At 70.6% G+C, this 21,588-nt stretch carries 19 protein-coding genes; 6 read left to right on the forward strand and 13 right to left on the reverse strand.

Annotated elements, in window-relative coordinates:
- Positions 1-72 precede the first annotated feature (72 nt).
- Complete coding sequence (locus QHF84_RS40545) at positions 73-1,086, forward strand: AAA family ATPase (protein ID WP_281318939.1); 1,014 nt, start codon at positions 73-75, stop codon at positions 1,084-1,086.
- On the opposite strand, the gene QHF84_RS40550 is transcribed toward QHF84_RS40545, so the two are convergent.
- On the reverse strand, positions 1,083-1,634 hold the full coding sequence (locus tag QHF84_RS40550) for a histidine phosphatase family protein (RefSeq protein WP_281318940.1): 552 nt from the start codon (positions 1,632-1,634) through the stop codon (positions 1,083-1,085). The genes QHF84_RS40545 and QHF84_RS40550 overlap by 4 nt on opposite strands.
- Positions 1,635-1,864: 230 nt before the next feature.
- On the opposite strand from QHF84_RS40550, the gene QHF84_RS40555 reads away from it, so the two are divergent.
- Positions 1,865-2,476, forward strand: coding sequence for a hypothetical protein (locus QHF84_RS40555; protein WP_281318941.1), 612 nt, complete (start codon positions 1,865-1,867; stop codon positions 2,474-2,476).
- Positions 2,477-2,545: 69 nt separating this feature from the next.
- Here the strand turns inward: QHF84_RS40555 and QHF84_RS40560 are convergent, their stop codons facing one another.
- The 12 genes from QHF84_RS40560 to QHF84_RS40615 all read right to left on the reverse strand — a co-directional run bounded on the left by QHF84_RS40560 (position 2,546) and on the right by QHF84_RS40615 (position 15,454).
- Complete coding sequence (locus QHF84_RS40560; RefSeq protein ID WP_281318942.1) at positions 2,546-3,946, reverse strand: hypothetical protein; 1,401 nt, start codon at positions 3,944-3,946, stop codon at positions 2,546-2,548.
- Positions 3,947-4,119: 173 nt separating this feature from the next.
- Positions 4,120-6,009, reverse strand: coding sequence for a hypothetical protein (locus QHF84_RS40565; protein ID WP_281318943.1), 1,890 nt, complete (start codon positions 6,007-6,009; stop codon positions 4,120-4,122).
- Positions 6,006-6,680 (reverse strand): hypothetical protein, encoded by a 675-nt coding sequence (locus QHF84_RS40570; protein ID WP_281318944.1) that lies wholly within the window; start codon positions 6,678-6,680, stop codon positions 6,006-6,008. The genes QHF84_RS40565 and QHF84_RS40570 overlap by 4 nt, the downstream gene beginning before the upstream one ends.
- Complete coding sequence (locus QHF84_RS40575; protein ID WP_281318945.1) at positions 6,677-6,931, reverse strand: hypothetical protein; 255 nt, start codon at positions 6,929-6,931, stop codon at positions 6,677-6,679. The genes QHF84_RS40570 and QHF84_RS40575 overlap by 4 nt, the downstream gene beginning before the upstream one ends.
- Before the next feature lie 10 nt (positions 6,932-6,941).
- Positions 6,942-7,718: a hypothetical protein gene (locus QHF84_RS40580; protein WP_281318946.1), complete on the reverse strand. Its 777-nt coding sequence runs from the start codon at positions 7,716-7,718 to the stop codon at positions 6,942-6,944.
- The gene (locus QHF84_RS40585; protein WP_281318947.1) at positions 7,718-8,884 is read right to left on the reverse strand and encodes an AAA family ATPase; all 1,167 of its coding nucleotides are present in this window, start codon (positions 8,882-8,884) and stop codon (positions 7,718-7,720) included. Before QHF84_RS40585 ends, QHF84_RS40580 begins: the two co-directional genes overlap by 1 nt.
- Positions 8,881-10,890 (reverse strand): ATP-binding protein, encoded by a 2,010-nt coding sequence (locus QHF84_RS40590; RefSeq protein ID WP_281318948.1) that lies wholly within the window; start codon positions 10,888-10,890, stop codon positions 8,881-8,883. Before QHF84_RS40590 ends, QHF84_RS40585 begins: the two co-directional genes overlap by 4 nt.
- Entirely contained in the window at positions 10,887-11,813 is a 927-nt protein-coding gene (locus QHF84_RS40595) for a hypothetical protein (RefSeq protein WP_281318949.1), read from the reverse strand. Before QHF84_RS40595 ends, QHF84_RS40590 begins: the two co-directional genes overlap by 4 nt.
- Complete coding sequence (locus QHF84_RS40600) at positions 11,810-12,409, reverse strand: hypothetical protein (protein ID WP_281318950.1); 600 nt, start codon at positions 12,407-12,409, stop codon at positions 11,810-11,812. Before QHF84_RS40600 ends, QHF84_RS40595 begins: the two co-directional genes overlap by 4 nt.
- Positions 12,406-13,803: a ubiquitin-conjugating enzyme E2 gene (locus tag QHF84_RS40605; RefSeq protein WP_281318951.1), complete on the reverse strand. Its 1,398-nt coding sequence runs from the start codon at positions 13,801-13,803 to the stop codon at positions 12,406-12,408. The genes QHF84_RS40600 and QHF84_RS40605 overlap by 4 nt, the downstream gene beginning before the upstream one ends.
- Positions 13,803-14,873: a ThiF family adenylyltransferase gene (locus QHF84_RS40610; protein ID WP_281318952.1), complete on the reverse strand. Its 1,071-nt coding sequence runs from the start codon at positions 14,871-14,873 to the stop codon at positions 13,803-13,805. Before QHF84_RS40610 ends, QHF84_RS40605 begins: the two co-directional genes overlap by 1 nt.
- Positions 14,870-15,454 carry a hypothetical protein gene (locus QHF84_RS40615; protein ID WP_281318953.1) on the reverse strand — a complete coding sequence of 195 codons (585 nt, stop codon included), beginning with the start codon at positions 15,452-15,454 and terminating at the stop codon, positions 14,870-14,872. The genes QHF84_RS40610 and QHF84_RS40615 overlap by 4 nt, the downstream gene beginning before the upstream one ends.
- Positions 15,455-15,517: 63 nt before the next feature.
- Between QHF84_RS40615 and QHF84_RS40620 the strand changes: the two genes are divergently transcribed.
- From QHF84_RS40620 to QHF84_RS40635, 4 genes are read left to right on the forward strand one after another with little or no spacing between them, the layout of a single operon-like run.
- A complete protein-coding gene (locus QHF84_RS40620) occupies positions 15,518-17,785 on the forward strand; it encodes a WD40 repeat domain-containing protein (protein WP_281318954.1) in 2,268 nt (755 codons plus the stop codon).
- Complete coding sequence (amrS, locus tag QHF84_RS40625; RefSeq protein ID WP_281318955.1) at positions 17,782-18,816, forward strand: AmmeMemoRadiSam system radical SAM enzyme; 1,035 nt, start codon at positions 17,782-17,784, stop codon at positions 18,814-18,816. Before QHF84_RS40620 ends, amrS begins: the two co-directional genes overlap by 4 nt.
- Positions 18,813-19,022, forward strand: coding sequence for a radical SAM-modified peptide, FtsH ternary system-associated (locus QHF84_RS40630; protein WP_281318956.1), 210 nt, complete (start codon positions 18,813-18,815; stop codon positions 19,020-19,022). Before amrS ends, QHF84_RS40630 begins: the two co-directional genes overlap by 4 nt.
- A gap of 41 nt (positions 19,023-19,063) precedes the next feature.
- A complete protein-coding gene (locus tag QHF84_RS40635; protein ID WP_281318957.1) occupies positions 19,064-21,472 on the forward strand; it encodes a TonB family protein in 2,409 nt (802 codons plus the stop codon).
- The last annotated feature ends 116 nt before the right edge of the window (positions 21,473-21,588 follow it).

The following is a 21,588-nucleotide window of genomic DNA, read 5'->3' on the forward strand; positions in this document are numbered from 1 at the left end:
GCCCGGACGGATCATGGGAAGTTCCGGAAGCCTTGCTCGGGCACGACGCTCGCGGTACGAGGCCAGCCCCGCATGTCTACCGACGCGACGACCGACACCGGCGAGGCCGAACTCTCCGACGCCGAGCTGCTCGAAAAGACCGAGGCCGCTGCCAAGCGCCTCCGCACCGCCGTGGCCCAGGCCGTCGTCGGCCAGGACGCGGTCGTCGAATCCATGCTCGTCACCCTGGCGGCGCGGGGCCACGCCCTGCTCGTCGGCGTCCCGGGCCTCGCCAAGACCCTGCTCGTGGCCTCCCTGGCTCGTGCCCTCGACCTCTCGTTCGGCCGCGTCCAGTTCACGCCCGACCTCTTGCCGGCGGACATCACCGGCACCGACGTCCTCCACGAGCAGCACGGAAGCCGCACGCTGCGCTTCATGCCCGGCCCGATCTTCCACAACCTGATCCTGGCCGACGAGATCAACCGCACGCCGCCGAAGACCCAGGCCGCGCTCCTCGAAGCGATGCAGGAGCGCAAGGTCACGGTCGGCGCCGCGACGCACCCGCTCCCGGATCCCTTCCAGGTGTTCGCGACCCGCAATCCGATCGAGCAGGAGGGCACCTACCCCCTGCCCGAGGCCCAGCTCGACCGCTTCCTCCTGGAGATCCACGTCGATTACCCGAGCGAAGAAGAGGAGCGCGAGGTCGCGCGCCGCACCACGAGCGGCAAGGCTCCGCAGATCGAGCCCGTCCTCCACGCCGCCGACGTGCGCGCGATCGGCAAGCTCGTCCCGCGCATTCCGGTCACGGACGAGGCCGTCTCCCTGGCCGTCTCGCTCTGCCGGGCCACGCGCCCCACGGCGGGCAAGGTCGCGCGCGAGGTCAAGGAGTACGTGCGTTACGGCGCCGGCCCGCGCGGCAGCCAGGCCCTCGTCCTCGCCGCCAAGGCGCGCGCCGCCCTGCGCGGCGAGGCCGCCGCGGACGTCGATGACGTGCGCGCCATGCTCGTGCCCGCGCTCCGCCACCGCATCGTCCTCTCCTACCGCGCCGAGGCCGACGGCGTACGCGACGTCGACGTCCTCGAAGCGGCGGCGAAGAGCGTGCGCTAAGCCGCGGGCTGCTGCGGGGCCGTCTCTTCGAGCGAGATCACGTCGAGCGAGCGCACGACCTCGAGCCCCTTCGGCTGGAGCAGGAACCGGAAGCTCGCCTCGCGCCGCCCGTCCTGGCCCTCGGCTGGCGTGAACCGGATCGCTGCGACCCCGCTCTTCTTGATCCCGGGCCAGGTCACGTCGCCGAGCAGGTTCCGCGCGAGCATCGACAAACCTGGCTCGTGGCCCACGAGCGCGAGCGGCCCGCGGCCTCGGTGGGCCTCGATGAGCCGCACCAGATCCGAGAGATCCCCGCTCGGCGCGAGCTCGGGCCGCACGAGGATTTCCTCCTCCAGCCCGATCTCTGCCGCGAGGATCTCCGCCGTCTGCACCGAGCGCACCAGGCTCGAGGTCCAGATCGCGGTCGGCCTGCGCGACGATCGATCATCGAGCCAGCGCGCGACTTTTCGCGTCACCCTGCGGCCTTTTGCCGTCAGCCATCTGCCTGCGTCACCGAGTCCGGGAGCGTTCTCCACGGCCTCGCCGTGTCGGAATAGAAGGAGATCCATGGCGTGTGATCTGTACCCCGGCTCGCGGAACCCTGCACCTCACGTTTCACCGAAGGGGTTTCGGGAAATGCCGTCAGGACCTCCGGCGGCACGCGCGGGATCATGTCCAGGGTGACGGCCCTCCGAGGAACGCGCGAAATGCACGTGCTTTCCGGGAAAACGCGCTATTCTCCCCCCTGCGGCCGGCCGCCGCGGGTCATCACGAAGGCACTCGAGCCGGGGAGGAGACGATGTTCTTGAGCTCGTCCGAGCAAAGGGTCGCGAAGTCGTTCGGTGCCGCCTGGGGGGCGCTCCTCGTCGGGGCCTTGTCCGCCCTCGGATGCGGGGGCGGACCGCACTACGTCCGCGCCTCGGCGCCGCTGCCTCCCGATCCGGCGGAGGTCGCCGTGCCCGCCGAGCCCACGGCCATTTACATCATCGTCAACCAGCCCGAGGGCGCCCCCGCGCCCGAGATCGTCACCCAGGAAGACGACGGCTGGGTCCCGCGCGAGTTCCCCGGGGAAAACCCCTTCCAGCGCTCGCGCACCTGGGTCGGCGATTACGACTGCGTGCAGGGAAATACCGGCCTCGCGCTCCGCATCGTCGACGTCCGCGGCCGTGTCGTGCGGGCGGTCTTCGACTTCCACCACGCCCCTTCGGGCGCGGCCGGCTCCTACCTCATCTCCGGCACCTACGAGCCGGAGACCCGCCGCGTGCGCTTCGATCCGAGCCGCTGGATCGTGCAGCCCGAGGACTACGTCATGGTCAGCATGGAGGGCGAAATCGCGACCGACGGCTCACTCTTCGCCGGCAAGATCACGTTTCCGGGCTGCGGCGCGTTCCACCTCAAGCCCACGCGATAGCGAAGCGAAGAAAAGCGAGCGCGTCGGGCCCACCCTGCCCAAAGCGAGCCCGACGCGCTCCGTTGGTCCTTACCGCAGGAACGCGACGAACGCGTCCGGCCCCTTGCCGCTCGTGAGATCACCGGCGCCGAGGTTCATCGTCCCCTCGAACATACCGGTCAGCACCACGTGCCCGTCGGGCGTCACGGCGAGGTCGCCGAGACGCTCGTGCTCCTTGCCGCCGAGCCGCTCGCGACGCTCGATGCGCCCTTGCGGGTTCATCCAGGCCACGAACAGATCCTCTTCCCCGGCGCTCGTGAGCTTCTGCCCGCCGAGATCGATCGAGCCCTGGAAATGGCCACCCAGGACGAGACCGCCGCCCTTCACCGGCGTCGCGTAGACCTGCCCGAGCCGCTCCACCGGGAACACGTCCGCGCGCAGCACCTTGCCCGTGCTGTCGATCTGCACCACCCCGAGCCCCTCGCCCGAGCCGCCTTGCCCGGTGAGCGTCTTGCCGAGGAAATCGATCGACCCTGCCACGGTGCCGACGAGGAACGTCCCATTCTCACCGGCCTGCATTCCGAACCCGAAGAAGCCGGTCTTGTTCGGCGCGCCCTTCGACCACAGCACCTTGCCCGTGGAATCGAGCGCGACGAGCATTTCGCCGTCGGTTTGGCCGGTGTCCGGCAACGCGCCCGCGCCCAGGTTCGGCGCGCCGTCGTAATAACCGGACACGAGGATCTGGCCCTGCGCGTCGATCACGAGCGAGCCATCGGCCTCGGTCCCTGCCCCGCCGAGCGACTTCGCCCAGGTGACCTTGCCCGCTTTATCGATTCGCGCGACGAACACATCCGAATTTCCGGCGCTCGTCAGGGTTTGTCCGCCAATATCGATGGTCCCGTCGAACGAACCGGACCAGTACACGCTCCCGTCGGAGGCGAGCACGACCTCGCCGCCATTTTGCATCATCGCGTCGCCCACGCGCAGCGCATACCGGAATTCGCCGTTCGGCCCGATCGACGCCAGGAAGGCGTCGCCGCCGCCGAGATCCGCGAGCGGCCCGCCGCCGAAATCGATGTTCCCGTCGGCGAGGCCCGAGATCACCACGCCGCCTTGCGCGTCGACGGCGACGCCCACGGGCACGTGGCGGCCCGAATCGCCGAAGCGCCGCGCGCGCTTGATCTTTCCGTCCGGCCCGAGCCACGCCACGAAGATGTCGCTCTTCGTCTTCGCTTGCAGCGCCCCTGCGTCGCCGAATTTCACCGCGCCTTCCATCGTCCCGACCAGGACGAGCTCGCCCGTCTTGGTCGCGCCGATGAACCATCCTGCTTGCCTGCCGTCGGCGCCGAGCGCGTTCGACCACATCGCAGGACCCGAGGCCGCCGGCCCCGTCGAAGTCTCGGTCTTGGTTTCATCGTTCTTGCTACAAGCCCCGAGACCGAGCAGAAGCCCCACGCCGAGCGCCACGCCCGCCATCCGTCGTCGTTGCATGCATCCTCCCTATTTCATTCGCCGAAGCCGCATGCTTCACGCCTTCGGCACCACGTCAAAGTAACCCAGCCTACAATGCTCCGGCGGGAGGAGCACGCGGGAACGGCGCACGAAACACACGAATGCCTGGGGCGCAAAACCCGTCGTGTCGGGGGCGTCTCGATTCCGTCGATCTATTCGCCGCGCGCGGCGCGCTCGTAGAGCTGCGCCGCAGCGCGGAGATCGCCGATTCGCTCGTAGAGCTGCGCCGCGCGGGCGAGGCTCCCTCCGGCGAGGGCGCGCGCGGCTTGCTCGCGGATCTTCTGCGCGTCGATCTCTCCGTCCTGCACGTCGAATTCGACGGGAAGCTTCCGAGCCGCGCGCTCGCCGTCCGCGCGCGCCTGCCGCTCGATCTCCACGAGCTTTCTGGACGCATGACCGAACGGCTCGGCGTGCATCGGCGGCGGCTCCGCGATCCAGGCCGACCAGGCCGGCGAAAGCGAATCGATCCGAAAAACGAACGACCCGCCGCGCGTGACGACCACGAGCTCGCCCTCTTTGGGGCCGAAGGCCCGGCGCCGCGCCTCGGGAGGCATGGCCGGGAAAAACCCGAGCCCCTGCTCGATGTAAATCCCTCCCGGGCCGATCCGCGACAGCGCGATGCCGAACGGCACACGCGAAGCGGTCTCGTCCGCCGCGAGCAAGAGGTGCCGCTCTTCTCCGAACGCGAGATACACCGCATCCCCTGCCGGCAGCCGCACGAGCCATTGCCGCGCCCATGCGAGCTCGTCCGCGTCGAGCAAGACGCCATCGATCCGCGCCGCGCGCCCGTCGTGCACGAGCTCGACTCGGATCGGCTCCGGCAAACGCGCCTCCGCGCTCCCCATTTCGATCGGCGCCGCCGCTCGATCCGACAGCGTCACGAGTGATCCGCCGGAGACCATTTCGCCGAGCAGACGCAGGCGCGCATGCCCCACGTCCACCGCGCCGAGCACCCACACCTCGTCTCGACCGAGGAACGACGCAAAAAACGGCGCCCACGCCGGCGCGTCGCACCGCGCATCCACGAAAAGCCGCGCGTCCCCGCCCGCGGCATATGCGACCACCACGCCCGGCAGATCCGCGAGCCGCGAAATCCACGACACCGGCACAACGCCTTTGGGCGCGTGCACGCGCATCCACACGACGCCTGCGCCCTCCCCTTCCTCGGCGATCTCGCGCCGCGCGGCCGGGGCGAGCTCCACCACGAGCCCGAGCGCGAGACAGCGCCCCACGACCCAGCGCGCGAGCTCCGGCGGCACCACGGCCACGATTTCACTCCGCGCCCGCGCGCGCTCGGCGCGCAGCGACGTCGATTCGAGCAAGACGGGCAGCGGCAGCGCGCTCCAGAGCGTCCACTCGAGCCGCTCCACCTCGCGCCCCGTGACCAGCACCGTACGCGATTGCCCTTGTGGCAATAAAACGCGCGGCGGCATCGGTCTTCCATCCGGCTGCATGGCGACCCATGCCCGCGGCTCGCCGAGGGTCGGCTCCTCCCCGGCGCCTGCGACGAGCCCCGTGAATGCGCGCCCGCCGGCCAGACGCGCGAGCATCGCCGCTTTCTCGGGCGGCGCGGCCGCCTCGACCCAGACCTTTCCTTGTGGACCTCTCCGACAAACCGCCCGCGCCGCGAGCCGCGCCCCGCCGAGCGCCCCGAGAAATGCGAGCGCCTCGCCCGCGCCGGGAAACATCGCTCCGCAGAGATTCGCCTCCAGAAGCGCCATCGCTTGCCCGGCCGGCGCCTGGGAAAACTCCGCCACGGCCGGAGGCTCGGCTGGCGCAACCGCGGCGGGAGGCGCAATGGCAGACCGCGGCGATGGCGCCGATTCGACCACCGGCGGCGTCGCCGGCGCCACCACCCGCGTGACATTCGCGGGCGCCTTCTTTCGCCGGGAAGGCGGGGGCGGCGGCGGCGGCGGTGGGGGCGGCGGCGGCGGTGGGGGCGGCGGCGGGCTTTCCCTCGCCGGCGCCTCGTCCGATCGCGCCACGTCTCCTGCGCGCCCGAAGAGCCGTTGCCAGAACGTCGGGGGTTTGCCCTCGCTCATCCGGCGTTTGCCTCCTCGTCCTCCCGCGCGTGCAGCGAGAAGGGCGGCGGCACCACCTCCCCGAACACCCGCGAAGACCAGCGCTCCCACAATTCATCCGCCTCGACCCCGCGCGGCCCCGCGGCAAGCGCCAGCGCCGACAGATCCGGCCGCCGCATCGATTCCCCGATCAGCACCGCCCATTCCGTCACGCACCGATATCCCGACGCCGGCGACACCCGCGCCAGATCCGGAAACACCTCCCGGAGCTTCTTCGCCGCCGCCGCGTGATCTCCGCGCGAAACATCACACCGCGCGCGCACGAGCGTCATCGAAACCGTCTCCGCCACGTCACGCATCGGCGCCGCGTCGATCACCTTCTCCGCCTCGGCCACGAGCCCCATCTCGTGCACCAGCGTCCAGGCACGACGCATGGGAAGCTCCGCCCGCGCGAGGCACCGCCCGGCCGGCTCCCATTTGCCCGCCGCGTGAAAACACCGCGCCGCGTCCACCCATTGCTGGGAGCGCTCGTAAGCTAGCGCCGCTTCGAGAAAACGCCCTTTTCTCTCGTGCAGCACCCCGAGGCTCCCCCACGCCGCGGCCGCCTCGAAGCACCGCAGCGCCTCGTCCTCGTCCCCGATCGACAGCCAGCACCGCCCGGCCGACGCCCATAACTCCCGCGGCGACGTCATTCGACCTCCGGCACGAGCGGCCCGCCTTCCGCCTCCTCGGCGGGCTCCTCGCGCGCGCCCCCGGCCTCGCGCAAGGGCGAGCCCTCCGGCCCCACCTCCACGAGCCGCGGAAAGGCCGCGACGAACCGCCCCACCTCGGCGGCGATGCGGTCGTGCTCGGCCTCGGGCAGGTTCCGATCCTGATCGTCGACCAGGAACTCCTCGACCTCCCCCGTCACCTTGTTGAATCGAAATCGCACGAGCGTCGGCATGGCGCGCCTCCTACCTCGGCAGCTCGAACTCGATTTCGAGGACATCCCCGTCCTCGCGCACCGAAATCCCCTCCGCCCCCCGGTGCCGCGCCATGGCGAGCAGCGCGTCCCGATACGCCCGCGCGAGCAGCGCGTGAAACGCCCGCCGCGCCTCGGCAAACACCCGATCCGCGCGCGCCTCCACTTGCCGCTGGAGCTCCGCTTGCCGCGCCGCCGCGCGCGCCTCGAAATCGGCATTCGCCGCGCGCGCCGCCTCCGCGTCGACCTCCGCGCGCACGGCCGCCTCCGCATCACTCGCCGCCTGCGCGACGCGCGCCCTTGCCGCCGCATCGAGCGCGACCTGCGCCGCGGCCTGCGCCTCCACGTCCGCCGCCTCCTGCGTCCGGCCGTTGTATCCGTCGTCGTAATAGGCCCCCATCCCGCGCGCCGAGATCCGCTCCTCCACGCGCCCCGACAAACGCCTCTCCGCCTCGCCCCGACCGACCACCTCTTCGCTTTGCGTGGCCACGATCGTCAAGCTCCGATCGTCCGGCGAATAAAGCGCAAATCCCCCGTCGATGTCGTATCGATATCCCTCCGGGACCTCCCGCCACGCGATATCCACCGCGTCGAGCGCGCGCTCGAGCGCGGCCAGCGCCGGCGCGCCGAGTGATGCGGCCAGCGATTGCCGGATCCTCACCTCGCCGCGCACCGTCCCCGTCCGTGACGCCGCGCGCCGGACCTCACGGTCCCACGCCTCCACGATTGCGCGTGTCGCCGTCACCTCCACTCGACGCGGATTGCACATCACGCCTCCTCGAGCCGCGCGAGCACGCGGCGCACGACGACCTCGATTCGCTCCCGGAGCTCCCGCCCGTCCGGATGATCCAGAATGACCTCGCGCCGCAGCCGATTGAGCGCCATCAAATGCGCGGAGATCGCCGTCTCCCCGCGCAAGCTCCCCTCGCGCTCCTCCAGTGTCTCGAGATCCGCGAGAATGTGCCTCTGCCCGCGCGCCCGCGGCGCCTTCGCGCCTCCGGCCTCGGCCATCCGCGTCTCCACCACGCGCCGCAGGATCGGCGCGTCCGACGGTCGCGACCACACGTGCTTGATCGGCCACAGATCCTCGACCGCCGCCTGCTCCCGCCCTGCGAGGAGCGCCGCGCCCGCCACGAGCTTCAGCCCCTTCACGATCCGCCGATCCGAAAGCTCCAGCCCCTCCGCCCGTGTATCCCGCAGCATCTGCTCGTACAGCGGCCGCACCTCGGAGAGCTTCACCCCGGCGAGGTGATGTTGCAGCGCCCGCACCGCCGATTCCTTCAGCATCGGCAAAACGGCCGTCCCCTCCCCGCGCTCGCTCCGTTTCGCGGCGTCGAGCCGCTCGACTTCCAGATCCCAGCCTCGATCGAGCAATTCGCCGAGCCCCTCGTCCGGCGCCGGCGGCGCCAGCACCCGGAGCGCGAATCGATCGGCGAACGCCTTCAGCGTCGGATCGTCTGGCAGCTCGTTCGACGCGCCGACGAGCGACATGAGCGGCACCCGCTCCCGGACGGGACCATTGTGGAACACGCGCTCGTTCACCAGCGTGAGCAACGTGTTCAGGATCGCGCTCCCGCCCTGGAACACCTCGTCGAGGAACGCGATCGTCGCCGAAGGCAACATCCCCTCCGTGCGCACGTGGTATCGCCCCTCCTGAAAGGCTGGCAGATCCATCGGTCCGAAGATCTCGGCCGGCTCCGTGAACCGCGTGAGCTGGTAATGGAACCGCGGCGCGTCGATCTGCTCGGCGAAACGCGTCAAAAGGTCACTCTTCGCCGTGCCCGGCGGCCCGAGCAAGAGCACGTGCTCGTGACAAACCGCGCCGAGCACGAGGATGTCGACCGCCTCGTCGCGCAGGAAAAACTGCCGCTTCAGCTCCTTCGCGAGCCGCGAGAGCCGATCCACCGTCCGAAGGGTCGCCTCCGGATAACTCACGTCGATCCTCCTCCGGACGTACCATTTCCGCCGGGGCCATTCCCCGACGAAAGCGTGAACAAGGCCCCCGACGGCCGCCGCGGCCCCGGACCCGACGGCGCGCGCGCGGCCACCGCCACGATGGGCGCGGCCCCTTCGAGCCTTTGCTCGTCGGCCGCCGCGCGAATCCTCCCGACCAGAAACCCGAGCCGCTCCGGCGTCGGCGGGACGGGCGGCGTCTCGCAAAACAGGCCGACGCACGCGTCCCGAAAGATCGACCGGATCTGATCCCCGTTCATCCCGTGCGTCGCCTCCGCGATCACGTCGAGCAGCGCGGGGCTCGCCTCGATCCGAAAATGCTTTGCGTGCACCTCGGCGATGCGCCTCCTCGCCGCCTCGTCGGGCAACCCGATCGCGATCGGCTGAAACCGGCTCGGCCGGAGCAATGCCTCGTCGATCAAATTCAACCGGTTCGTCGTGCCAATCACCAGCATCGGCACGTCGGGCCGGAACCCATCCATCTCCGTCAGGATCTGCGCGACGAGCGCGTTCCCGGCGCGGCTCCCGCCGTCGTCCCGCCCGCTGCGCTTCGCCGCGATCGAATCGAACTCGTCGAACACCACCACGCTCGGCGCATTTCGCCGCGCCTCGGCGAAGATCGCGCGGAGCTTCCGCTCGCTCTCGCCCACGTACATGTCCGTGACCTCCGGCCCGGACACGACGCGGATCGTCGCGTTCATCTGGTTCGCGATGGCCTTCGCGAACAACGTCTTGCCCGTCCCCGGCGGCCCGTGGAACAAAAAACCCCGCGGAATGAGCTCGCGCCGGAGCTTGTCGTCCGGGAGCTGAAACACCCCGGCGAGCAGCTTGATCGCCCGCGCGAGCAGCCCTTTCACGTCTTCATACCCCCCGATGTCATCCATCGTGACATCGGGAATCACGAAATCCTCGGACGTCTGCGCCTTGAACACGCGGATCGACTCGTAAAGGCGCGCGACCCGCGAGGGGTTGTCCGGGCCATGCCCGCGCTGCGCCTCGATCTGCACCGCGTACGCCATCGCGTCCCGCAGGCGGATCGCATTGAGCCCCGCCACCTGCTTGAACAGCTCGGCCGGCTTGTAATCGGCGAACATCGCCCTTTCTCGCTGGGTCACGAGCGCCACGCCCACGGGCGCCCGCCGCCCGTCCACCGGCACCTCCCGCGGCAACCCCGAGAGCGAGATCCGCACGGAAAAACGCGCCGCCACGACCTCCGGCACCACGAGCGACCGATCCACGAACGCGAGCAGCGGCCGATCCGGCGCCTCGTACAGAAGCTCCGTGATCTCCCGCGCCTCGCTCGACATCCCGCGCTCGGTCGCCGCCACGAGCAGATCGAGGTGCGGCAGCACCAGCACCTGCCCCTCCTTCAGCCCGAAGATCAGCTCCCGCAGCCGCGCGATCTGCATCTGCCGGAGCCCCCGCGGCACGATCCCCGCTTCCGCCTCCTCGGGCGGCAGCTCCAGCACCACCCGATCGAGCCGCGCGGCCGCCACGATCCGCGGCCACAGGTGTCGCACGACGAGTTTGTCACAAATGACCATTGCCGATAGGCCGGCCCGCAGGAACGACGCGACCTGCTCGATCTCGTCGCCGTACGCGATCTCCACGGCCTGCGCCTCCGAGATCGCCTGCGGATGCCCCTCGGTCGCGGGCGCGGCGGGCGCTCGCGCAGGCGCGGGTGAAGGCCTCTGCGCTGCGGCCGCGGGCGCGACGACCGGCACAGGCGCGGGCGGCTCCGGGCGCGCGGGAGCCGTCGGCAATCGAAGCCCCGGCGGCCAGAAAACCGGCGTGCGCTCGGAGATCGCCACCACCTTGATCCGCAGGTCCGACACGCGCCGATCGAGCACCTCGACGAGCGGCTCCAGGGAGAGCGCGGGCCACGCTTCGAGCAAAACCCGCAGCGTCTGATCCTGCGCATTGAACAGCGCATCCTGAAACGCCTCGGCATCCCCGAGCGGCACGAGCGAAACGAGCGGCCGACTCATGCGTCCTCTCCGGAGAGATTCGCGCCGAGCTGATACAGGCGCGTTCCTTCGAGCATCCCTTCGAGATCGAGCCCGTGGCGCTTCCGCAGAAGCTCGCCGTGCGCCCGCCGGATCCGCCAGAGCGGGCCGTAAAACGAAGCCACCGCGAGCGCGTCCTCGATCTTCGCCTCCGCATCCCCGCGCCCGGTGATCACACCACGCGCCGCCGTGATCTCCTCGATCACGCGCTCCCGATGAAACACGAGCGCCGCCTCGTACACCTCGATCACCAGGTCGAGCAAGCCCGCGTCCCCCGTGCGAAGCCGCTCCATCGCCGCCGCGCGAAACCGCCGCACCTCCCGCGAAACGCCCGGCCGCGCGAACGTTTGGACCACCAACCTTCTCCCGTCCGGATGCCGAACGAGCGCCGCGATCGTCGCGATCGTCTCGTCGTCCCCGCCGGGCGCGGGCCTGCCGAGCGCGGCCGAGAGCGGTGAACGCGCGCGCAGCATGTCCGCGAGATCCGCGTCGATCGACGTCGCCAGCGCGCGCGAGGTGATCGCGTCCCGCAGCACGAGATCCCACGCCCCCGAGAGCTCCGGACAAGCCTCCGCGAGCGCCTCCGCCACGCTGGGCGACTCCGCGAGCCCCACGGCCGCCGCGAGCACGACGCCCCCGGGCCCGAGGGACCGCGCATCCCCGAGCGGCGGCGCGCGCAGGCCGAGCTTCGCCGCGTGGATCGAGGCGAGCGCAGCCGCCGCGGATCGCACGGCCTCGGGCGGCGTGAGCAGCGACAGAAACCCCATCGCACCGAGCGGCGCCTTCCCGCGCGGCCGTGCTCCGCCGGGCGCGCTCGCCCACGTGATCACCTCCGCCGCGATCGCCATGGCCGGCGACATCCGCACCGTGGTTTGTCCCGACGCCCCCGGTTCGAGCTCGGTCACGCGAGCACCTCCACGGCGCAGGGCACGAGGAAATCGCCCTGCCGCGCGAACACCGAGACCTCGCGCCCCTCGGGATCCCGCGCCGGATCCACGCAAACGAGCGCCGCCACCTGCCAGGGCCGCCGGAACGTGGAGAAGTGCAGATCACGGTCCACGACGGAGAGCCCCCGATCCTCCGGCCCCGTAACGATGTGCGTATGAAACCACCCGAGGATCGAGGCCCCGTCGCGCGCCGCCTCCGCGTGACGCCGCATCGAGGCGAACGACTCCGGCGAAAATACGAGCGCGTCCGGCGCCTCCTCTGCGTGCTCGGCGCGGATCACCTCCGTCACCACGACGAGCCACCGCGACGGCTGCTCCGCGTCGCGATGCACCTGCCCGAACAAGAACCCGCCCTCCTCCACCTCGCGCGAAAATCCCCACGATCCCCCGAGCGCCTCGCGCACGTTTTCCCGGACGAACACGTCCACGGGCCCCTCCGCGCGCGCCTCTCCGGGCCACGCGCGGGCGCGCGGACCGAGCGCGCTTTTCTTCAGGAGGGGCGGCGGCGGCTCCTCGATCGGGGACACGCCGAACGCCTTCTTCGCCCGGATCATGCCGAGAGCCGCTCGATCCTCACGCTGCGCGCGCGCCGCACCGCGCCGCCTTCGAGCTCGATCCGCGAGCGCCCGCCGATCGCCACGATCGCGGCCTGCCCCTCGGGCGAAGACGCCCAAGCGTGGGCCTCGGCGTTGTAGAACTCGCGCAGCTCGTAGTTCCGGTACGACGCCATGTCGACGAGCATCTGACAAACCGTACCGAAATGCAGCCCCGGCCGGTAGCTCTCCGCGAGCACGCCCAGACAAACGAGCCCCGTCTTCGCGTCGACGTTCGGGTGGAACACCTCGCGCTGGAAATACGCCTCCGGCGCCTTCACCGGGAAATCAGGCGGCATCACGAGCAAGACCTCGTGCTCCTCGATCCGCCGCGGCGGCGCTCCCGGGGCGAACCCCGGCGCGCGAAACCGCACGAGGTACTCCGTCGGCACGTCGAGCGCGTTCGCCTGCACCTCGAAGCCTGGGTGCGTCGCGGCAAACTCCAGGATCTGGTTCTTCACCATCGCGAGGCTTTCGGTCAGCAGAAACGGATTCACGCTGCCCGCGCGCCGCTCCGGGTGCACTTCGAGCAGATCGAAGGGCAATACGCCCGCGTCGTGCAACGTCTGCTGCGAGAAGAGCCGCCGCGCGCCGCGCTCGCCGGGCCGGCGCAGATCGACGACGGGCAGCGCCTTCTCGCCCTTGCCCATGGGCCAGAACGCCTCCTCGTACGCTTCGAGGATCGCTTGCGCCACGTCCACGAGCCGCGTCGAAGCGCGCACGTGATCGAGCACGAACCGCTGTCCATCCGGCCCCTCGGCCTCGAGCGGATCGAGGAAATAATCACGGAACGCGTGGCTCTCGCGCGCGACCGAAACGCGCATCGAGGGCTCGATCGAGGCCCGGAGCGACTGCACGATCGTCTCCGCCTCCGCCTCGCTCGCGCCTTCGAAGGACACGCACAGGCCGCCTTCCTCGCGGCTCACGAGATCGAGCGCCGCCCTTCGCCCGAGCGAGGCCGCGACGCCGCGCGACGCCTTCACGATCGCGAGGATTTGTTCGTCGCCGAGATCCTCCTCCAGCGCGATCGAAATGGGGAGCGCGTGGGGCGCGGAATCACGCGCCGCGGCGGCCTCGCGACCCTTGCCGCTCTTGCCGGGGAAAAGCCGCGACGCCTCGGAGAGCAGCGCCGCGACCCCGGCGCGCCCGCCGCCTTGCTCCACGATCTCGGCGACCTTCCCGAAATACTCGCGCGGCTGCCCTTCGAACCTCGGCAAGCGCGCGCCTTCGAGGCCGGGAACGCCTGCGAGGATCGCGCCTCCGAGCAGCGTGAGGGCGTCTTCGCGTGTCTCCGCCACGCGCCCGAGCTCGCCTACGGCCTCCGCCCTGTCCAGAAGAAGTCCCGCGTTCGACATCAGGAAAGCTCCACGTACGTGATTCCGAATCGACCGAGCACCGCGAGGATCTCGCGCGGCGCCACCCCCAGATCCGACAAGACCACCCCCGCGGGCGCGCTTTCGAGGAGGAGCGTCGTCCGCGCGCGCATCAAGGTACCACAGCGCGGGCAGTCCCGGGTCCCTCGCGTGCCCCACGCCTCCTCGACGTGATCCCCGCGTGGACATTCGAGCCGCTGCAGAAGCGGGCTCCACGCGAGCGGCCGCGCCTCGGGCCCGAGCGCCGCGCGAAGCTCCCCCACCGTCGCCTCGCACCCGAGCGGAATCCTCGTCGCTTCCCCGATCGGCGCGTGCAGCGGGCAATCGGGCGCGCGCTGGATCGTGAGCGGCTCGGCCGCGCCGCGCAGCACGTCGATCACCACCGCGTGCGTCGCCGCGGGCTCGCCCATGATCACCCGCGCCGCGAGCGCGCTCGCCCACGCGCCCACGAGGCCCGCCACAGGCGCGCTCGCCCCTTGTTCCGCGGGCCGCCGCGGATCCATGCAGCTCCACGGAACGTCGCTCTTCGCGCGCTCCTCGGGCGAAAGCGCGCACGCGTAACACGGCCCGTCCGGGTCCAGAAACGGCCGCACCTCTCCGCCCCACGCCGACGTCGCCGCGTCGATCCACCGCGCCCGCACGAGCCCCGCACGCCCCGCGAGCGACATCCGCGCCGCGCGGCTGTCGAGACAACCCACGACGAGCGACGCATCCCGCATCTCCGCGAGCCCCACGCCCGAAACGAGCGCCGCGCGCCGCGCCTCCACGACCGTCTCCGGCGCGAGCGCGGCGAGCATCTCCTTCGCCGCGAGCACCTTCGGCCGCCCCACGTCCGCCGGGCGAAACAGCGGCGCGCGGCTCAAATTCGAGGCCGCGACCACGTCCGGATCACAAAGCACGAGCTTGCCCACGCCCGCGAGCGCGAGCGCTTGCGCGACCACGTTCCCGAGCGCGCCCACGCCCGCGATCACCACGGTCGCCGCGGCGAGCCGATCTTGCCGGAATCCCGGCACGAGCGCGTGCCGCGCGAACCGCTCGGGCAAACCGCTCACGTGAGCTTCCGCGAGGTCACGGGGCAATGCTGCCCGATCTTGCTCTTCTGCCACTCGTCGAAGCAATACATCGTCCGGATCGCGTCGCGATGCACGGCTCCGCGGCAGAGCGGCGCCTCGGGGCTGCACGGACAAACCACGACCTCGTCGAACGGCCTGAGCGTGTGCCCGCAGATCACGCACGAAGGCCGCCGCCCCGCGGGCCCCGGCGCCACGAGCCGCGGATCCCCCGGCAAGAGCCGCACGAGCGAGAGCCCCGGCGGCGGCGGATGCGCGGACGCGACCCCCGCGTAAAACGCCTCGCGCTCCCGCGACGACGTAAGCGTGGACGACGTCTCCTCGTCCGGACAAACCCCGCCGTGACGAACCTCGTCCGTCATCGCCGTTGCTTGCTCCACGACATCCCCGCGCCGGAACGTGTGCCTGCAGCGCGCGCAGGGTTTTCCGAGCCACGGCGAGCGGATCGTGGTCCGGCTGCTCCCGTCCGACCCGGGCTCCAGGCGCGTCGGATCCCGCCCCTTCCCGAGGCCTCGGTCGAACGCCTCTCGGAGGGCCGCTTCCCCGGTGTCCCGCTTCGCCATCTGCAAAGAACCTTAGCAAATCCCCTCGGATTCGGATACACCCGGGGTCGGGAGCTCCGGGGCATGAGCGAGGCGCAGCACGCACGCAAAGCCGCGCTCGACGCGTACGTGGCGCGCCAGGCCGCCACGGTGGGGCGCGCGCCCGCGGCCGAGGACGTCACGACGATCGGCCCCGTCGGCCCTTTCAAAGGCGCCACGGGCGCGGCCTCGCTCGGCATCATCGACGATTTCGCGGAGAGCTACCTCGGCAAGGGCCCGGGCGCCGTCACCTTCGCCCCCGACGGCCGCGCGCTCTATTTCGGCCGCGACGACGGCAAGCTCCGGCGCCTCGCGCTGCCCACGGGCACGCTCGTCTGGGAGCAGAGCGAATCCGAATACGGACGCGGCATTTTATGCGTCGCCATGTCCCGCGACGGAAAGCAGATCGCCTACGCGCGCAAGACCGGCTCCATTTTCGTCGCCGACGCCGAGACCGGCAGGACGCTCCGCCAGATCAAGGGCAGCAATGCCATGTTCGAGCTCTCGTTCTCGAAGGATGGCCCGTACCTCGCCATGGGCGGCCAGGGCGGGGCGCGGGTCGTGCACCTCGACACGATGGCCCAGACCGAGTTCGGCCCGAGCCATTGGTCGATGACCTATTCCGTCGCGTTCGCCCCCGAGGCGCCGCTCCTCGCCGAGGGCGCCTCCGGCGGCAAACTCCGCCTCTGGAACGTGCCGGGCGGCCTCTTCGCCACCCACGAACATCATCGGGGCGACATTCACGGCGTCGCCTGGTCGCCCGGCGGAAATCGCCTCGTCACCGGCTCCGAGGACAAGGACGTCGTCATCTGCGGGCTCGATCCCAAGGCTCCCATTCTCCGCCTCACGGGTCACACGAGCCTCGTCTTTTGCGTCGCCTGGTCCCCCGACGGTCGCCGCGTCGCCTCCGGCTCTGCCGATCGCACCATTCGAATCTGGGACGCGAACACCGGCCTCCCGCTCGCCCGTTATGAGTTCCCCGAGGAATTCGCTTATCGCCTCGCCTTTTCGCCCGATGGCGCCCTGCTCGCGTCGACGCACCCTTGCACGGCGCGCCTCTGGGACACGCGCTCCACCGTGAAAGCCGTGGCGCCCGCGCCGCGCCTCCTCAGCGCGGGCCCGCTCGCCGCCGATCTCGATCCGCTCCCGGGCGCGCTCGTCGCCCTGCTCCGCGTGAATCGATCGGCCCCGCTCTCGCTCCTCCGCGATTTGCTCGCCCTCACCGCGGGACAGGCCTCCTCCCCCGACACGCAGCGCCTCTCGCGGCACCCCGGCGCGAGCGCCCTCGCCGCGCTCCGCTGGCCGCCGCGGGCCCGCATCGCGCTCGTTTTGCTCCTGCTCCGCGACTCCGAGGACACCTCGTTCGCCCCGCCAAACGACATCTCCGCCGCCGAGATCCGTTTCGCCCTCATCGACGCGCTCGCCGGCGACGCCTCCGAGCCCGACGCGCCGCCCTTGCCGCTCGCCTACCTCGAACGTGCCCTCGACGCCGTCGACGATCGCCTGCTCGCTTTGCTCGGCTCCCTCGGCCCCGAGGCGTGCGCCGACGATCCCACGTTGCCGCTTGTGATGCTCGGGCGGTTGTCTCAGCTCGCGCCTCGGATTGCCCTCGATCGCCGGCTCCTCGCCTTGCGTGTCCCCGCGCAGAGCCTCGGCGCCGCGGAGGCCCGGGGCCCGTGGCTCGAACCTTCGGGTTTTTCCTCGGCGGGAAACCTCCTCCAGCTCGTCCCCTCGCAATGGGCGTTGCCCGACGATCTCCGGCATTACCGCGCCCTCACCGGCGGCCTGCTCTACCGCGCCCGCTTCGGCCGCGAGCCGCCGCGCCTCCGCCCGCTCGTCCTCGTCCTCGACGTCTCGCCCACCTCCTTCGGCCCCGTCGAGGCCATGCTCCGGCAAGCCGCGCACGCCCTCGCCGCGTCCCTGCTCGACGTCGGCCTGCCCGCCTATTTCATCGCGGCCGGCGGCCCAAACGAGGCGAGGGCGATCGTGCACCGCGCCGACCTCTTCGAATTGCTCACGGCCCGCGCGCACGAGCCCGTGCATACCGGAAAAACCCTGGCCCTCGCCGCCGAGCTCTGCGCTTCCTTGCCCATGCACGGGCCGCTCGAGCCCACGATCATCGTCCTCTCGCATCCCTCCTTCGGCGAGGAAGACCTCGACGTACCCGCGCCGAAGGATCTCGCGGGCTTTTTCGTCCATTACCCGGGCCACCCGCGGGAGCCCGCGTGGCAGCGGCGTTGCAAACGCGCCGTCTGCCTCGGCCCCGACGATGAAGGCCTGCTCGCGGCCGCCCTCGGGCAGGTGCTCGCGTGACGTCTCCTCCGGAATGGCGCCCCGCGCGGTTTTACCGGACGGATGACGCGCGCCTCACCTGCACCCTCTGCCCCTTCGCTTGCGCGCTGGCGGACGGCGATCGCGGCCGCTGCCACGTGCGGCAGAGGCGCGGCGACACGATGGAAACGGCGACCTACGCGACGAGCGTCCTCCACGCCCAGCCCATCGAGCGAAAGCCGCTGTATCACGTTCATCCCGGAAAAACCGTCCTCACCGTGGCCGCGCCGGGCTGCACGTTCGCCTGCACGTATTGCCAGAATTTTTCCCTCTCGCAGTATGGTCGGACAAACGATGCGCCGTGGACCGCGCGGCCCGTCACGGCGCGGGAGCTCGTCACGGAATGCGCGGACAAACACGCGCTCCTCGCCTTCTCGTACACCGAGCCCGTCCTCGCCGCCGAGCTGACGCTCGACGTCGCGGCGCTCCGGGGTGATGCTCGCCCCTCCATCCTTTGGAAGACCAACGGTTTCGTCACGACGAACGCCGCCCGCCTCGTCGCCCCGGCCCTGCTCGCCGCCAACGTCGATCTCAAGACGCCCGCCGAAACCTCGCACCGCAAGCTCACGGCCGCGCCCCTCGCGCCCGTCCTCGAGGCCCTCTCGATCTGGAAAGAATGCGGCGTCTGGCTCGAGATCTCGACCCCGCTCATCCCGGGCCTGAACACGGACGACGCCTCCCTCCGCGCCCTCGCCGCGCTCGTTTTTTCCTTCGGTGCCGAGACCCCGTGGCACCTCGTTCGATTCCACCCCGATTACCGCCTCCAGGAATCACCCCCGACGCACCCCGACCTCCTCCGCCGCGCCGTCCGTATCGCGAAAGACGTCGGCCTCGCGCACGTGTACGTCGAACGCGCGCTCGGCGACGAGGGACGCAATACATCTTGCGCGGGCTGTGGCCAGGCCGTGATTCGAAGGGACGTGTGGGCGCTCGCGGAGAACGCGCTCATCCATGGGAAATGCCCCCATTGCTCACGAGCGATCCCTGGGCGATGGGACGAGGTGCCGTCATGACGAAACGCGAATTCGTCGAATCCCTCCCGGATCTCATCACGCCCGAGGAGTACGCGGCCGATCCCGAAGGCCGGAAGGTGAAGCTACGCATCCGCCCCACGGCCGACGGCGTGGAGGTGATCGGCGACGCCGTCCGGCCGAAGGAACTCGAAGAGCTGCTCCTCGCCCTCGACCCGGCCGTCCTGCAGCAAATGCTCTGCGGCTAGCCTGCACTTCCGGGCGTTCATGGTACGTTGGTGGTCAAACCATGCTGTACCCGGGATCGCTCCTCGTCCGCGGTTTCGTCACCGGCGCGGCGGCCCTCGCCCTCGGCCTCGTGACGGTCCCATCCCACGCACAGCCCGCGAGCGAGCCGCCGCCCGAGACGACGATGCCCTCGCCGCGCGGGCCGACGATCCCGCCCTATCCCGAGGGCGCGACGGGCGACGCCGACGTCATGCTCGCCATTCTGGTGCGCTCCGACGGCAAGGTCACCGAGGCCCGCGTGATCGAAGGCCCCGAGCCCTTCGCCAGCGCCGCGGCCGCCGCTGCCTCGACGTGGGAGTTCGAGCCCGCGCGCCGCAATGGAAAACCCGTCAGCGCTCGCATCCGCTTCCTCGTCACGTTCCGCGCGCCCGCCCCCGCGCCCGAAAAACCCGCGCCGCCCGCCGAACCGTCCCCCGCGCCCGCGCCCGCCGTGCTTCCTGCCAAACCCCCCGCGCCCGAGGCCATCGAGGTCCGCGTCCAGGGCGAACACCAGGCCCCCACGACGCGCACGATGTCCCGCGTCGAGGTGCGCCAGCTCCCGGGCGCATTCGGTGATCCTTTCCGCGCGATCGAGGCCATGCCGGGCGTCACGCCCATCGCCTCGGGCGTCCCTTATTTTTTCGTGCGCGGCGCGCCTCCCGGGAACGTGGGGTATTTCATCGACGGCATCCGCGTCCCGCTCCTCTTCCACGTGGCCGCGGGGCCGAGCGTCATTCACCCCGGGCTCGTCGATCGCGTGGACCTCTATCCCGGCGGCTTCCCTTCGCGTTATGGCCGGTTCACGGGCGGCATCGTCACCGGCACCATCCGCGAGCCCGAAAATCGCCTGCACGGCGAGGGAAACATCCGCCTGTTCGACGCCGGCGCCATGGTCGAGGCGCCTTTCGCGAATGGCCGCGGCGCCGCGCTCGTCGCCGGCCGGTATGCGTATCCCGAGCTCGTCCTCAAGCTCGCCTCCCCGGGCGTCGAGCTCGGCTACTGGGATTACCAGGCGCGGCTTCATTACGACCTCACGCCCTCCGACCGCATCGGCGTCTTCGCCTTCGGCTCGCACGACTACCTCGCACAGATCGACGACGACGACGGCGAGAAGGAGACCGTCGTGGCGGGGCAGTTCCACCGCGTCGATTTCCGTTACGATCGGAAGCTCGGCGAGCACGGCAAACTGCGCCACGCGATCACGCTCGGCTACGACGAGAGCCAGGCCCGCGGCGGCGAGAACGCCGGCAAAACGTGGCTGCTCGGCTCGCGCACCGAGCTCACCTTGCACCCCTCGGAAATGGTCACCGTGCGCGCGGGCGCCGACGCGTACTTCGAGCGCTTCGAGATCGACATCGAGGAAAACGACGACGACGCGCCGAGCCCGAACGACCTCGCGCTCATGCGCCAGCTCACGAGCCGCGACGATTTCACCGCCGCCGTCTGGGCCGACGCCGTGATCCGCCCCCACCCCGCGCTCGAGCTCATCCCCGGCGTGCGCTCCGACATCTTCACGTCCGACGGCGTCGCCAAGGCGACCTTCGATCCGCGGCTGTCGAGCCGCCTCGAGCTCGGAAAACGCTTCACGGTCGTCAGCGCGTTTGGCGTGACGCACCAGCCCCCGAGCTTCCTCGGCGCGGCCCCGGGCCTCCAGATCGGAGGATTGCAGGGCGGCGTGCAGACGGGGCTCCTTTCGAGCGCGGGCGTCGAGATGGCCCTGCCTTTCGACATCAGCGCGACCGTGACGGGCTTTCGTGGCGCGTTCTTCAACCTGAGTGATCCGATCGGCAATCGCCCGCCCGGGACCGAGCTCGGGTATGCCCGGCAAGCGGAGCTCCGGGGGATCGGCAGCACGTACGGCATGGAGCTTTATCTACGCCGCAGCCTGTCGAAGCGCCTCGGGGGGTTCCTCTCGTATACGCTCTCGCGCTCGCTCCGCCACATCGGCAATGAGACGTTCGAGTCGGCCTACGATCGGAGGCACGTCTTGAACTTCGCGGCCTCCTACGATCTCGGCCGGAACTGGAAGCTCGGCGGCCGCATCGTTTTTTACACGGGCTCGCCGATGATCCTCGATTACCGGGTCCGCCGCCGCGATCTCGGCCTGCCGGAGGACCCCGAGGACGGCCCGGATCTCCCGGACACCCCCGAGGAGCACGCGCAGCGCGAGGAGCTCCGGAAATTGCTCGCGAATTACGTGGCCAGCCTGAATTTGCCCGACCGCCTGCCCGCGTTTTTCCGCCTCGACGTGCGTCTGGAAAAACGATGGTCCTTTTCGAATGGCCGCTGGCTCTCGTTCACCGTCGAGGTGCTGAACGCGACCGCCGGCAAGGAGGTGACGCAATACGAATGCACATTCCAGGACGGATGCGAGCCGGAGGAGATCGGGCCGCTCATGATCCCGAGCATCGGAGTCGAGGGCGGGTTCTAGCGCCTGCGGGCGATTGCGTTCGGCACGCGAGCACCAACGCCAGCACGGCGGCCCGCGCCCAGCGAAGCGAGTGGCGCCCGAGGCCAGTCGAGGGTGGCGCTCGGTGTCAATACAGG

The organism is Polyangium sp. y55x31 (assembly GCF_029946505.1).
Taxonomy (GTDB): Bacteria; Myxococcota_A; Polyangia; order Polyangiales; family Polyangiaceae; genus Polyangium.

What these genes read in the sequence shown, in the direction of transcription:
- QHF84_RS40545 (WP_281318939.1), top strand. Translation starts at nt 73, where the DNA reads ATGTCTACCGACGCGACGACCGACACCGGCGAGGCCGAACTCTCCGAC.
- QHF84_RS40550 (WP_281318940.1), bottom strand. Translation starts at nt 1,634, where the DNA reads ATGGATCTCCTTCTATTCCGACACGGCGAGGCCGTGGAGAACGCTCCC.
- QHF84_RS40555 (WP_281318941.1), top strand. Translation starts at nt 1,865, where the DNA reads ATGTTCTTGAGCTCGTCCGAGCAAAGGGTCGCGAAGTCGTTCGGTGCC.
- QHF84_RS40560 (WP_281318942.1), bottom strand. Translation starts at nt 3,946, where the DNA reads ATGCAACGACGACGGATGGCGGGCGTGGCGCTCGGCGTGGGGCTTCTG.
- QHF84_RS40565 (WP_281318943.1), bottom strand. Translation starts at nt 6,009, where the DNA reads ATGAGCGAGGGCAAACCCCCGACGTTCTGGCAACGGCTCTTCGGGCGC.
- QHF84_RS40570 (WP_281318944.1), bottom strand. Translation starts at nt 6,680, where the DNA reads ATGACGTCGCCGCGGGAGTTATGGGCGTCGGCCGGGCGGTGCTGGCTG.
- QHF84_RS40575 (WP_281318945.1), bottom strand. Translation starts at nt 6,931, where the DNA reads ATGCCGACGCTCGTGCGATTTCGATTCAACAAGGTGACGGGGGAGGTC.
- QHF84_RS40580 (WP_281318946.1), bottom strand. Translation starts at nt 7,718, where the DNA reads ATGTGCAATCCGCGTCGAGTGGAGGTGACGGCGACACGCGCAATCGTG.
- QHF84_RS40590 (WP_281318948.1), bottom strand. Translation starts at nt 10,890, where the DNA reads ATGAGTCGGCCGCTCGTTTCGCTCGTGCCGCTCGGGGATGCCGAGGCG.
- QHF84_RS40600 (WP_281318950.1), bottom strand. Translation starts at nt 12,409, where the DNA reads ATGATCCGGGCGAAGAAGGCGTTCGGCGTGTCCCCGATCGAGGAGCCG.
- QHF84_RS40605 (WP_281318951.1), bottom strand. Translation starts at nt 13,803, where the DNA reads ATGTCGAACGCGGGACTTCTTCTGGACAGGGCGGAGGCCGTAGGCGAG.
- QHF84_RS40615 (WP_281318953.1), bottom strand. Translation starts at nt 15,454, where the DNA reads ATGGCGAAGCGGGACACCGGGGAAGCGGCCCTCCGAGAGGCGTTCGAC.
- QHF84_RS40620 (WP_281318954.1), top strand. Translation starts at nt 15,518, where the DNA reads ATGAGCGAGGCGCAGCACGCACGCAAAGCCGCGCTCGACGCGTACGTG.
- QHF84_RS40630 (WP_281318956.1), top strand. Translation starts at nt 18,813, where the DNA reads ATGACGAAACGCGAATTCGTCGAATCCCTCCCGGATCTCATCACGCCC.
- QHF84_RS40635 (WP_281318957.1), top strand. Translation starts at nt 19,064, where the DNA reads ATGCTGTACCCGGGATCGCTCCTCGTCCGCGGTTTCGTCACCGGCGCG.